Origin of the sequence: Bradyrhizobium sp. SZCCT0148 (genome assembly GCF_018129985.1) — a bacterium.
GTDB classification, from domain to species: domain Bacteria; phylum Pseudomonadota; class Alphaproteobacteria; order Rhizobiales; family Xanthobacteraceae; genus Bradyrhizobium; species Bradyrhizobium japonicum_H.
Window position 1 is genome coordinate 230,319 of record NZ_JAFCKT010000007.1, and the last position, 12,585, is coordinate 242,903.

A 12,585-nucleotide genomic window follows, 5' to 3' on the forward strand; every position below is an offset into this window, starting at 1 on the left:
AGGCAAACGAAGGCGCCATTCAGCCGGGAGCGGCTTGCTGCTTGAACTGCTCATAGGCCGCGATCGCGTCGGCCGCGTACATCAGCGACGGCCCGCCGCCCATATACACCGCCATCCCCAGCGTCTCCTCGATCTCTTCGCGGGTCGCACCGAGCTTGACGAGTGCCTCGGTGTGGAAGCCGATGCAGCCGTCGCAATGTCCGGCAACGCCGAGAGCGAGCGCAATCAACTCCTTGGTCTTTTTGTCCAGCGCGCCGTCCCGCGTCGCGGCCTGCGCGAGCATCGCAAAGCCCTTCATCGTGTCGGGAATATCGCTCCGCAGCTTCTTCAAATTGGCCGAGATATTCCTGGTGATATCGACGTAATCCTTGTCCATCGTATCCTCATGAGCTGGATTTGGCTGTGGTCGGAGCTGCCTCGCGCGGCGCGCGCAAGGCGATGTAGATCGCGGGGATCACCAGCACGGTGAGCAGCGTCGACGACGCAAGCCCGAACAGCAGCGAGATCGCCAATCCTTGAAAGATCGGATCGAGCAGGATGGTCGCAGCCCCGATCATGGCCGCAAGCGCGGTGAGCAGGATCGGCTTGAAACGGACCGCTCCGGCCTCCAGCACCACTTCGCGAAGCGTCTTGCCGTCTCCGCCGCTATGCCTGATGAAATCGACCAGCAGGATCGAATTGCGCACGATGATGCCGGCCAGCGCGATGAAGCCGATCATCGACGTCGCCGTGAACGGCGCCCCCAGCAGCCAGTGCCCGATCAGGATGCCGATCAGCGTCAGCGGAATCGGCGTCAGGATGACCAGCGGCAGACGGAAGCTCCTGAACTGGGCGACCACCAGAACGTAGATGCCAAGGATGGCCGCGCCGAAGGCTGCGCCCATATCGCGGAAGGTGACCCAGGTGATTTCCCACTCGCCGTCCCACAGCAGCGTCGGATGCGACTCGTCCGTTGGCTGGCCGTGCAGGCTGATTGCGGGCTTCGGCAGCTTGCCCCAATCATGGGCATCAACGCGATCGGCGACCGCGAGCATGCCGTAGAGCGGCGCCTCGAAGCGCCCGGCGAGCTCGGCCATCACCATGTCGGCGAAGCGGCCGTCGCGACGAAAGATCGTCGGCGAGCCCTGCTCCATCGTGGCCTTCACGACCTGACCGAGTTCGACCACCGTCTTGCTGCCGGGCAACGTGTTGGCCGGCACCGGCGTCGAGGCCAGCGCCTCGTCCCAGACCAGATCGCGTTTTCCCAGATGCACCGCGATCTCGATCGGGTTGCGGTCCTTGCCGCGATGCGAATAGCCGATCGAGGTCCCGCCGAACAGCGCCTGGATGGTGTCGTAGACGTCGCGCTGCTCGACGCCGAAGAATTCGAGCCGATCCTGGTCGATCGAGAGCCGCAGCCGCGGCCGCTTCTCGCCGATGGAATCGTCGATGTCGACGATGAACGGTACTTCCGCGAAGACCTTCTTGAGCTCGGCGGTGACCGCACGGCGTGTGGCTGCATCGGGACCGTAGACCTCGGCGAGCAGCGTCGACAGCACCGGCGGCCCGGGCGGCACCTCGACCACTTTGATGCTGGTACCTGCAGGAAAATCGAGCGTCTTCAGCTTCTCGCGGAGCTCAAGCGCGATCTCATGGCTGGCGCGCTTGCGCTCGCCTCGCGCGGCCAGGTTCACCTGCACCTCGCCGAACTCGGGCCTCTCCCGCAGATAATAGTGCCGCACCAGCCCGTTGAAATTGAAGGGCGCCGGCGTGCCGGCATAGGATTGCAGCGAGGTGACCTCCGGCAATTGCCGCGCAATCTCGGACGCGCCGAACAGCGTGCGCTCGGTTGCCTCCAGGCTCGCCCCCTCCGGCAGGTCGACCACAACGGCGATCTCGGACTTGTTGTCGAACGGCAGCAGCTTGACCGTCACCGACTTGGTCGCAAACAGCGTCATCGACAGCAGCGTCGCGATGCCGACGCCGAGCAGGAAGACCCAGGCCGAGCGCTTGCTCCGCACGATCGGCGTGGCGAAGCGCCGATAGAGCCGGCCGAGCCGGCCTTCATCATGCATCGCATGCGCGGAGGCCACCTCGCCCTTTGGGGCGAGCTTGAGCATGAGCCAGGGCGCGACCACCATTGCGACGAAGAACGAGAACAGCATGGCAGCCGACGCGTTGGCCGGGATCGGTGCCATATAGGGGCCCATCAGGCCCGACACGAACAGCATCGGCAGCAGCGCCGCGACCACGGTCAAGGTCGCCACGATGGTGGGGTTACCGACTTCCGCCACCGCCTCGATCGTTGCCTGCAGGCGCGGCCTGCCGTCGCGCATGCCCCAGTGCCGCGCGATGTTCTCGACCACCACGATTGCGTCGTCGACGAGGATGCCGATGGAGAAGATCAGCGCGAACAGGCTGACGCGGTTGATGGTGTAGCCCATGAGGTTGGCGGCGAACATCGTCAGCAGGATCGTCGTGGGAATCACGACGAAGGTCACCAGAGCCTCGCGCCAGCCGATCGCAACCGCGATCAGGATGACGATCGAGACCGTCGCGAGCCCGAGATGGAACAGCAGCTCGTTGGCCTTCTCGTTGGCGGTCTCGCCGTAGTCGCGCGTCACCGTCACCTGAATATCCTCGGGGATCAGGCGCGACTTCAAGCCTTCGAGGCGCTTGGCAATATTCTCGGACACGATGACCGCATTGGCACCGGCCCGCTTCGCCAGCGCCAGGCTGACGGCCGGCGTCCGCGCCCACTGGCCAGCGGAGTTGCGCGAATCCGTCCAGACACGATGCTCGACGGTACTCGGGCCGACGACGACGGATGCGACATCCTTGACGTAAACCGGCCGGCCTTCGCGGCTTGTGATCAGCAGCAACCCGATATCGGGAATGCCGGACAGCGTCTGCCCCGCCGCAACGCTCCGCACGATGCCGGCGTCGCGGACCTGCCCGGCGAGGAACGAGCGGTTGGCGTCCTTCACCTTTGCCACGAGTTGCTGCAGCGTGATCCCGAACAGCGACAGCTTCTCCGGATCGGGCTCGACCCGGATCTGTTGCGCCGCTCCGCCCGAAATATAGGTCAGGCCGATATCGTCGACCTTCATCAGCTCCGAGCGCAGTTTGTCAGCGAGCTCGTAGAGGTCCCTGTCGGTCCAGCGGCTCGCGGCCTCCGGCTTCGGCGTCAGCGTCAAGACCGTCACCGCGACGTCGTTGATGCCCCGGCCGACGATGAGCGGCTCGGGAATGCCGACCGGAATGCGGTCGAGACTGGCGCGAATTTTCTCATGCACCCTGAGGATGGCGTCCTCGAACTTGGTGCCGACCAGGAATCGCGCGGTGACCATCACGCGGTCGTCCTCGGTCTGGCTATAGACGTGCTCGACGCCATCGATGCCCTTGACGATCGATTCCAGCGGCTTGCTCACCAGCTCGACCGCGTCCGGCCCGCGCAGGCCATCGGCGTTGACGCGGATGTCCACCATGGGAACGCTGATCTGCGGCTCCTCCTCGCGCGGGATCACCACGACCGCGATCAGCCCCACCACGAGCGCGCCGATCAGGAACAGCGGGGTCAGCGGAGATGCGATGGTCGACCGGGTCAACCGTCCTGACAGACCGAGATTCACGGCTGCACCAACTGGTCACCGGCCTGGATACCCGAGAGGATTTCGAGGCCGTCGGGAAGCGAGGGCGTCGGCATATCGCGGCCGCGCTGCACTGGCACGTCGATCGTGTCGCTTCCTTTCCGGAGCTGGACGTAGTCGATGCCGAACCGCGTCGTCACATAGCTCGCAGGAATCACGAACGCCGGCCGCGTGCCGCCGGCGATCCAGACACGCAAGCGATCACCGACGAAATATTCGCCAAGCCCCTCGACGGTCGCGTCCGCAATGACGCGCCCCTCCTCGATCTGGGGATAAACGAGGTCGATCACGCCGCGCTTCGAGGCTTCTCCCCCCAGCTCCGCGCCATCGACGCGGACCTTGTCGCCGGCCTTGAGGAAACGCGCATGGCGCTCCGGCACACGCAGCCGCAGCTTGAAGTTCTGCTCGGCCACGGTCACGATCGGGTCGCCGGCAAGCACGACGGATCCCAATATGATCAGCCGCTTCAACACGCGGCCGTCCGCCGGCGCGAGCACCTGGCCCTGGTTGAGCTGCTCGCTGATGACGGCACGCTCCGCAGTCTTGGCGCGCAGGCCATTGTCGGCGACATTGAGCGCAGTGCGCTGCTCGTCGAGCTTGATCCGCGGCAGGATACCCCGCTCGACCAGTCCTTCGGTCCGGGTAAAGTCGAGCTGCGCCTGCTTGGCCTGAGCCTGCAGCGCCTCGATTTGCGCGTCGAGCGATTTCATCTGCAGGACGAGCTTCTCGTCGCCGATGGCGGCGATGACTTGACCGGCGGTGACGCGATCGCCTTCCCGGACCTTGAGCTGAACGACGGTGCCACCGATGCGGCTACGCGCGGGAACCACGCTGATGCTCTCGACGGTCGCGAAGACAGCCTTCTCATCGATGACAGGCTGCTGCGCGACGGTCAGCGTTCCCGCGGCGGCAACGGATCCCGTCGAAACTCCGATTACCGCACACGCAGTCAGAAGCCCCACGCGCGCCAGATTTTGCATAGGACACATCCACGCCATCATCGGTTTCATCACACCGCGCCGCGGTGCCCTCTCATTTTCATCGACATCGGCCGACGTGTGTTGATCTCGCGCAAGGCGCGGCCGCCCGCCGTTTCCTAGGCTTCACTTCGTCCTTGCGGACTTCGGCGCGCAAAACACCTGATAGAGCGTCTTCAGGATCGCACGCGCCGGCTCGCTGGCGATCGAATAGAAGATCGTCTGCGCATCGCGCCTGGAGGCGACCAGGCCATCCTTGCGAAGGAGCGCAAGATGCTGGGAGACCGTCGAGTCCCGCAGGTTCAGGAACTCGGCCAGTTCGCCGACCGACCGCTCGCCGTCGATCAGCTGGCAGATGATGAGAAGACGATGACGATTCGAGAGCGCCTTGAGCAGGTCGCTCGCCTGATCCGCCGCCCGCTCCATGATCTCGCTATCTATTTTCATACTTGCGTATATACGCAAATACGAATATGTAGTCAAGCGCTGCATGACAGCCGGAGCTGAACCGGTGAAGCGGCCTGATCCAACGGAGGTTACCCATGGCGGAGATTGTCGTAGTCGGAGCCGGTCTGAGCGGAACGCTGATGGCCTATGAATTGCTGCCCCAGTTGAGAAAGGAGGATCGCCTCAGTGTCATCTCGCAAGGCGCGGTCTATCATTTCGTGCCCTCGAACCCGTGGGTGGCCGTTGGCTGGCGCAAGCGCGAGGAGATCGAAATCGATCTCGCTGACGTCATGAAGCGCAAGGGGGTGCGGCTGCTGACGCAGGGCGCAAAGCGCGTCCACCCCGAGGAGAACCGTATTGATCTCGGCGACGGCACGTCGATCGACTACGATTATCTGGTCGTCGCGACCGGTCCCGAACTCGCCTTCGACGAGATCCCCGGCCTCGGTCCGCAGGGCCACACCCAGTCGATCTGCCACGTCGATCACGCCGCGCATGCCCGCGAAGCCTTCGAGAAGCTCGCGGCCAATCCCGGCCCGGTCGTGATCGGCGCCGTTCAGGGCGCCTCCTGCTTCGGTCCGGCCTACGAATTTCTCTTCATCCTGGAAACGGAGCTGCGCCGGCGCAAGCTGCGCGACCGGGCTCCTATGACGTTCGTCACGTCGGAGCCGTATATCGGCCATCTCGGCCTTGACGGCGTCGGGGATACCAAGGGTCTTCTGGAAAGCGAGATGCGCGAGAAGCACATCAAGTGGATCACCAATGCTCGCGTCGACAATGTCGCCCCCGGCTTGATGACGGTGGAGGAGCTTTCCGACAACGGCACGTCCCGCAAGGCCCACGAGCTGCCATTCGTCTATTCAATGATGTTGCCTGCCTTTCGCGGCGTCGAGGCAGTGCGCGGCATCGAGAAGCTGACCAATCCGCGCGGCTTCGTCATCGTCGACAAGCATCAGCAGAATCCCACCTTTCCCAACATATTTGCGGTCGGCGTCTGTGTCGCGATCGCGCCGGTCGGCGCGACACCGGTGCCGGTCGGCGTCCCCAAGACCGGCTTCATGATCGAATCCATGGTGACGGCGACTGCGATGAACATCGGCGCCCTGCTCCGCGGCAAGCCGCCGACGGCGCAGCCGACCTGGAACGCGATCTGCCTCGCCGACTTCGGCGATTCCGGCGTCGCCTTCCTCGCGCAGCCGCAGATCCCGCCGCGCAACGTCAATTGGTCCTCCAAGGGCGAATGGGTGCACCTCGCCAAGGTCGCCTTCGAGAAATACTTCCTGCGCAAGATGCGGCGCGGCGAAAGCGAACCGTTCTACGAGCGCTTCCTCCTCGACAGGCTGAACATCGCCAAGATCAAGGAGGTTCGAACCGGAACATGAGCACGACACGCCAGGTCGTCTGCGGACATTGCGGGCGCATCAATCGCCTGCCGGCCGAACGCGCACCGCAAGGTGCGCGCTGCGGCGCCTGTCACCAGCCGATGTTCGCAGGCAAGCCGATCGAGGTGAACGAAGCAGCCTTCGACCGCCATGTCGCCAGCAGCGACATTCCCGTGCTGGTCGACGTCTGGGCGCCATGGTGCGGACCCTGCCGCGCGATGGCCCCGATGTTCGAGCGCGCGGCGCAAACGCTCGAACCCGGCGTGCGGCTGTTGAAGCTGAATTCGGACAGCGCGCCCGCATTGTCGTCGCGGCTCAACATCAGCGGCATTCCGACCCTGCTGCTGATGCACGGCGGCCGCGAGATCGCCCGCCATTCCGGCGCGATGGATACGCGCAGCATCGTCGCCTGGACCGAAACCAATCTGACCCGTTCGTAACGTCGCCAACCAAAAGGAGCCTGCCATGAATGTCGACAAAGCCGTTCTCGCGTTTGCGGGATTCGTCGTCCTGCTCGGTCTCGCACTGGGCACCTATGTGAATGCGTATTGGTATCTGCTGACGGCGTTTGCCGGGCTGAACATGTTGCAGGCCTCGTTCACGGGCTTCTGCCCGGCGGCGATCGTGTTCAGGAAGCTGGGCCTGAGCAGCGGCTGCGCGTTCTCCTGAACGCAACGCAGATGCAGTCAGTGATGCGGGGGAATTTGCCATGACCGACGACACCTTCATCGAAGGGCCTCTCTACGAGAAGCGCAGGAAGGTCTATCCGCAATCGGTCCGCGGCCCGTTCCGCCGCATCAAATGGGCGATCCTGTGCGTCACGCTCGGGATCTATTATCTCCTGCCGTTCGTGCGCTGGAAGCGCGGACCCGGTTTGCCCGACCAGGCCGTGCTGATCGACCTGCCGCATCGCCGGTTCTATTTCTTCTTCATCGAGCTGTGGCCGCAGGAGGTGTATTATTTCACCGGTCTGCTCATCCTCGCTGCCATGATGCTGTTCCTGATGAACGCGGTCGCAGGTCGGCTGTGGTGCGGCTATCTATGCCCGCAGACGGTGTGGACCGATCTGTTCTACGCCGTGGAGCGCTGGGTCGAGGGCGATCGCCGGCAGCGCATGCAGGGCGACAAGAACTACTGGACGTTCGACCACATCCGAAAGGTCGCGCTCAAGCACTTCCTCTGGGTCATGATCGCCTGGTGGACCGGCGGCGCCTGGGTGCTGTATTTCGACGACGCACCGACGCTGGTGAAGGAGCTCGCCACCTTCCAGGCCCCGTTCACGGCCTATCTCTGGATCGGTATCCTGACCGCGACGACCTATGTCTTCGCCGGCCACGCGCGTGAGCAGATGTGCATCTACATGTGCCCGTGGCCGCGCATCCAGGCGGCGCTGACCGACGAGTGGGCGCTCAACGTGACCTATCGCCGCGACCGGGGCGAGCCGCGCATGTCGGTGAAGAAGGCGGAAGCGGCCCGCGCCCATGGCGGTCCCGCCGGCGACTGCGTCGACTGCCACCAGTGCATCAATGTCTGCCCGACCGGCGTGGACATCCGCCACGGCATCCAGCTCGGCTGCATCCAGTGCGGCCTGTGCATCGACGCCTGCGACAACGTGATGAGCGAGATCGGCCGGCCCAAAGGCCTGATCGGCTATGACACCGACATCAATATTCAACGCCGGCGCGAGGGCAAGCCGCCGATCTATCGCATCATCCGCGCCCGCACGCTGGTCTATACCGCAGCCATTGCCATCGTCGGCAGCGTCATGCTGTACACGCTGGCCACGCGCGCGACCATGGACGTCAACGTGCTTCACGAACGCAATCCGCTGTTCGTCCAGCTCTCGGATGGCGGAGTCCGCAACGATTACACCGTCCGCATCCTCAACAAGGGCGCGCAGCGCTCTTTCGCGCTCAAGGTCTCAGGCCTGCCGGGCGCCATCGTCCGCGTCGCCGGTGTCGAGCCGGGGCCCGACGGTAACCCGCTCGTGCAGGTCGGACAGGATCAAACCCGCGAGGTCCGGATGTCTGTGCAGGTTGCTCCCGACCGTTTGCCCAAGACGGCAGTGGATATCGGCGTGGAGATTACCGACGTCGGCAGCGGAGAGCGCGCCGATGCGCGCGATCATTTCGTGCCGAAGGAGTGAACCTCGATGCTGCGGAGCAGCCTTCTCAAGCCGTGAGACGTTGCAGCATCGACTGCGCGTGCGGGGCCATGACGATATCAGGCGCGAGCTGGACGGAGCTGTCGTCAACGACCTCTTCCGTCACGACGTTGAACCGGACCAAATCCGCCCGGCCGAACGCCGTCGAGATCGCGACGTCGGCGGCGTCACGGCCGCGGGCAATGACGATCCTGCCGATGCGCGGATGGTTGTGCCGCGCATCGAACGTGTACCAGCGGCCACCGATATAAGCCTCGAACCAGGCACTGAAGTCCATCGGCGCCGGGTCGGGAGGCACCCCGATGTCGCCGAGATAGCCGGTGCAATAACGCGCTGGAATGTTCATGCAGCGGCACAGCGTCACGGCCAGATGGGCAAAGTCCCGGCATACGCCGATGCGCTCGGCATGACCTTCGGAGGCCGTGCGATCCCCGCGAGCGAATTGGTAGCCGAACTGAATGCGGTTGTGGACGTAGTCGCAAATCGCCTGCACGCGCTGTCCGCCGCCTTCGATCGCGCCGAAGGTCGACCAGGCCAGATCCGCCAGCTTCTGGGTATCGCAATAGCGGCTGCCGAGCAGATACACGAGCGCGTCGTCGGGCAGGTCCTGGAGTTGGACCTGAGCAGCCAACGGCGCCGCCGGCTCGGGAACGCCGGAATCTTCGATCACGAAGTCGTTGCGGATCTCGATCAGGCCGCTTGGCGCGACCAGCCGGGTGCAGACGTTGCCGAAGGCATCGAGATAGTCCCGGGTGCCAACACCGGGCGTGGTCTGGATGGCGTGCGGGGACAGGAGATCGCCGTGCCGGGACGGATGCACGCTCAGCATCAGGATCATCGGGACGTCTTGAAGGCAGTTGAACGCAATGTCGTAGCCGGCGCGAATCTTCAAGATCGTCTCCTCGGAGTCGTCGTTGACCTCGGCACGCCAACCCTGCCCCGGCGCATTCGTTCCGCGTCTTCGGCTGCAGCGCTGCTGAAATGAAGGGCAATCGCGCCCCAATTTCCCTCTTTCCCATGCCGTATCCTCGAATCCCTGCTTGGACCGGGGACGAAAGCAGGGTCATATGGCCGCGGGCCAGAAGCGAGCACATGACAACCTACGCCGTCCACCACCAAACGATCTACCGCTACCGTCGGGCGGTGAAGCTCGGGCAGCACCAGCTGCTCTTCCGGCCACGCGACAGCTATGACCAGCGCCTTTTGGACTGCCGGCTCGTGATCCGGCCCGAGCCTGCCGAGATCCGCTGGATTCACGACGTCTCGGGCAATTGCCTCACGTTGGTCGACTTCGACACCGTCAGCGACCAGCTCCAGTTCGACACCACCATCGAGCTCGACCATACGCCGGAGAATACGCCGGACTTCCGCATCGAGGACTACGCCCGCGAGCATCCCTTCGCCTATGCCGACAGCGAGCTGCCAGATCTCGAACCCTATATGCGTCGCCATCATCCCGAGGACGTCGCGGTGGAGGAGTGGCTGGCCAAATTCGTGGCGGCGGACGGCCGGCGGCCCACGGGCCAATTGCTGATGACGCTCAACGAGGCCATTGCCGAAGGGTTCTCCTACCAGCGCAGGGTGCTGCGGGGAACGCAGACGCCCGCGGAAACGCTCGGACTGCAGCAGGGGACATGCCGCGATTTCGCGCTGCTGATGATGGAGGCGGCACGCGCGCTCGGCTTCGCCGCCAGATTCATCACCGGCTATGTCTACGTTGCCGATCGGGACGGGCCGGTGCGGCTCGGCGGCGGCTCGACCCACGCCTGGTGCTCGATTTACGTGCCCGGCTCGGGCTGGGTGGAGTTCGATCCGACCAACGGCATCGTCGGCAATCGCGACCTGATCCGGGTCGGCGTCGCCCGGACGCCGCAGCAGGCCATCCCGCTCTGGGGCTCCTATTGGGGGGAACCCGAGGACGATCTCGGCATGGAAGTCTCGGTGAACGTGAAGACCGAGCGGGCTTCCCCGGCCGACCAGCCCGCCGCGACATCGTCAACGCAACGTTAACAATTTCGCGCAAATTGACGCGGCGCCCGAACGGCATTTTCCATCCTATGCGCTAGCATGCCCCACAGAACTCGGGCTCGGCCCGCGTGAACGGGGACGAGGGACGTGGTCGATATCGCTCAGCAGGCAGCGATCCATCCGGCACCGGCAGCGGATGCCACGACGGCGCGCGTGCCGCTCACGGCGATCGACCCCGGCCAGTGGCGCGCCCTCGCGCAGCGGGCGATCGAGCCGAACGGATATTATCTGCCCGGCTGGGAGCTCGCCGTCAGCGCCACCGCGCGCGGTCGCACCGATGCCTCGGCATTGCCCGCATTCGACGGCTTGTCGACGCGATTGATCGGGCTGATGCCGGTGATTCCGCTGTGGCGCTCCTTCAAGATTCCCCTGCCCGCGCTGGTGAGCGCGCATCCCTACGGCACGCTCTGCAGCCCGCTGATCGATCGCGATGCCCCGATCGAGGCGGCCACGCAACTGCTGCAGCAGGCCCGCGAGACCGGCGCGCATGCGCTGGTGCTCAACGACGTCGCGCTCGACGGAGCCGCGATGACTGCTTTGAAGCAGGTCCTGGACCGCGACGGCCTGAAGCCGCGCGTGCTGTCCTCCTACGTCCGCGCCAGCCTCGATGCGACGCAGGATGACGAAACGCTGCTGCGCGAGGCGCTCGGCACCAAGAAGCTCAAGGAGCTGCGCCGACAGCGCCATCGGCTCGACGAGCACGGAGCCGTTGCGTTCGACGTCGCACGTCGGCCTGACGAGATCGGGCCCGCACTCGAGACATTCCTGAAGCTCGAAGCCAGCGGCTGGAAGGGCAAGCGCGGCACCGCGCTGGTCCAGCATGCGGGCGATGCGACCTTCATTCGCCGCGCCGTGCCGGCGCTGGCCGAGACCGCGCAGTGCGAAATCATCACGCTTCGCACCGGGACGACACCGGTGGCCGCCGGCATCGTGCTGCGCCACCAGAACCGCGCGTTCTTCTTCAAGCTCGGCATCGACGAGCGCTTTGCGAAATATTCCCCGGGCGTGCAGCTCACACTCGACTTGACGCGCCATCTCTGCGCCGATCCCGCCATCGCCAGCGCGGACTCCACCGCGAGCGCCGACCATCCCATGATCAACCCGATCTGGCGCGGGCGCTTCGCGGTCGGCGACGTGCTGATCCCGCTGCGGCGACACGATCCGGTCGTCGCGCTCATTCACGGCGCGCTGCTCGGCCGCAACGCCGCGCACGAGGCTGCGCGACGTGTGGTCCACCGGCTTCGCAGATAGCCGAAGACTACTCCGCCGCTTGCGCGTTGATCTCCGCCGAGACCTGGCGGATGGCGCGCGCCAGCAGGTTCGGATCCTGCGCGCCGGAGACGGCGTATTTCTGCGCGAACACATAGGTCGGCACGCCGGAGATGCCTTTCTCGGCGGCCTCCTGCGCATCCGCCGAGACGCGCGCGACGTCCTCGTCGCTGGCAAGGCGCTTGCGCACGTCCTCGGCGTCGAGGCCGACATCGGCCGCCGCCTGCACCAGCACGTTCACATCGGTGAGATCGCCGCCGTCGCGGAAATACAGCTCCATCAGGCGCTGCTTCATCTCGGGCGCCTTGCCGATCGCTTCCGCCCACAGGATCAGGCGATGGCAGTCGGTGGTGTTGGGCTGGCGCGCCACCAGCTCGGGCTTGTAGAGAAGGCCCTCCTCGCTCGCGGCCGCCACGACACGCCCCGCGATGCCCTTGTAGGCCTCGACCGAGCCGAATTTCTGCGTGAGATAGGCCTCGCGGCTGATGCCCTCGCGCGGCACCCAGGGATTGAGAAAGAACGGGCGGAAATTGAGCTTGACCGGGACATCCGGCACGAGCGCCAGCGCGCTCTCGATCCGGTGTTTGCCGATATAGCACCAGGGGCACACCACGTCGGAGACGACGTCGATCTGGAGCGGTTTCAGCGTGCTCATGTCAGGCGCCTCCTTCGGGCGATAAGGGTTCGTC

12 protein-coding genes are annotated in these 12,585 nt (G+C 65.0%); 6 read left to right on the forward strand and 6 right to left on the reverse strand.

Going from position 1 to position 12,585, the window contains the following annotated elements; translation table 11 throughout:
- Positions 1-19: 19 nt before the first annotated feature.
- From JQ580_RS22165 to JQ580_RS22180, 4 genes are all read right to left on the reverse strand, one after another.
- Positions 20-376 carry a carboxymuconolactone decarboxylase family protein gene (locus tag JQ580_RS22165; protein WP_212282324.1) on the reverse strand — a complete coding sequence of 119 codons (357 nt, stop codon included), beginning with the start codon at positions 374-376 and terminating at the stop codon, positions 20-22.
- A gap of 7 nt (positions 377-383) precedes the next feature.
- Positions 384-3,611, reverse strand: coding sequence for an efflux RND transporter permease subunit (locus tag JQ580_RS22170; protein WP_212282325.1), 3,228 nt, complete (start codon positions 3,609-3,611; stop codon positions 384-386).
- Positions 3,608-4,609, reverse strand: a complete 1,002-nt coding sequence (locus JQ580_RS22175) for an efflux RND transporter periplasmic adaptor subunit (RefSeq protein WP_212282326.1) — start codon at positions 4,607-4,609, stop codon at positions 3,608-3,610. The genes JQ580_RS22170 and JQ580_RS22175 overlap by 4 nt, the downstream gene beginning before the upstream one ends.
- A gap of 123 nt (positions 4,610-4,732) precedes the next feature.
- Complete coding sequence (locus JQ580_RS22180) at positions 4,733-5,032, reverse strand: ArsR/SmtB family transcription factor (RefSeq protein ID WP_249134340.1); 300 nt, start codon at positions 5,030-5,032, stop codon at positions 4,733-4,735.
- Positions 5,033-5,148: 116 nt separating this feature from the next.
- Between JQ580_RS22180 and JQ580_RS22185 the strand changes: the two genes are divergently transcribed.
- Genes JQ580_RS22185 through ccoG form a run of 4 tightly spaced genes read left to right on the forward strand, consistent with a single transcriptional unit; the run spans position 5,149 to position 8,581 of the window.
- A complete protein-coding gene (locus tag JQ580_RS22185) occupies positions 5,149-6,435 on the forward strand; it encodes an NAD(P)/FAD-dependent oxidoreductase (RefSeq protein WP_212282328.1) in 1,287 nt (428 codons plus the stop codon).
- Positions 6,432-6,875, forward strand: coding sequence for a thioredoxin TrxC (gene trxC, locus JQ580_RS22190; RefSeq protein ID WP_212282329.1), 444 nt, complete (start codon positions 6,432-6,434; stop codon positions 6,873-6,875). Before JQ580_RS22185 ends, trxC begins: the two co-directional genes overlap by 4 nt.
- A 25-nt stretch (positions 6,876-6,900) precedes the next feature.
- Positions 6,901-7,104: a YgaP family membrane protein gene (locus JQ580_RS22195; protein ID WP_028181089.1), complete on the forward strand. Its 204-nt coding sequence runs from the start codon at positions 6,901-6,903 to the stop codon at positions 7,102-7,104.
- A 40-nt stretch (positions 7,105-7,144) separates the two neighbouring features.
- On the forward strand, positions 7,145-8,581 hold the full coding sequence (gene ccoG / locus JQ580_RS22200; protein ID WP_212282330.1) for a cytochrome c oxidase accessory protein CcoG: 1,437 nt from the start codon (positions 7,145-7,147) through the stop codon (positions 8,579-8,581).
- 25 nt (positions 8,582-8,606) lie between these two features.
- On the opposite strand, the gene JQ580_RS22205 is transcribed toward ccoG, so the two are convergent.
- Positions 8,607-9,491, reverse strand: coding sequence for a transglutaminase-like domain-containing protein (locus JQ580_RS22205; protein ID WP_212282331.1), 885 nt, complete (start codon positions 9,489-9,491; stop codon positions 8,607-8,609).
- Between the two features lie 200 nt (positions 9,492-9,691).
- Here JQ580_RS22205 and JQ580_RS22210 point away from each other — a divergent pair, with 200 nt between their 5' ends.
- Positions 9,692-10,609 carry a transglutaminase family protein gene (locus JQ580_RS22210; RefSeq protein ID WP_212282332.1) on the forward strand — a complete coding sequence of 306 codons (918 nt, stop codon included), beginning with the start codon at positions 9,692-9,694 and terminating at the stop codon, positions 10,607-10,609.
- A gap of 105 nt (positions 10,610-10,714) precedes the next feature.
- Positions 10,715-11,878, forward strand: coding sequence for a GNAT family N-acetyltransferase (locus JQ580_RS22215; protein ID WP_212282333.1), 1,164 nt, complete (start codon positions 10,715-10,717; stop codon positions 11,876-11,878).
- Positions 11,879-11,885: 7 nt separating this feature from the next.
- On the opposite strand, the gene JQ580_RS22220 is transcribed toward JQ580_RS22215, so the two are convergent.
- Positions 11,886-12,551, reverse strand: a complete 666-nt coding sequence (locus JQ580_RS22220) for a DsbA family oxidoreductase (RefSeq protein ID WP_212282334.1) — start codon at positions 12,549-12,551, stop codon at positions 11,886-11,888.
- Between the last annotated feature and the right edge of the window lie 34 nt (positions 12,552-12,585).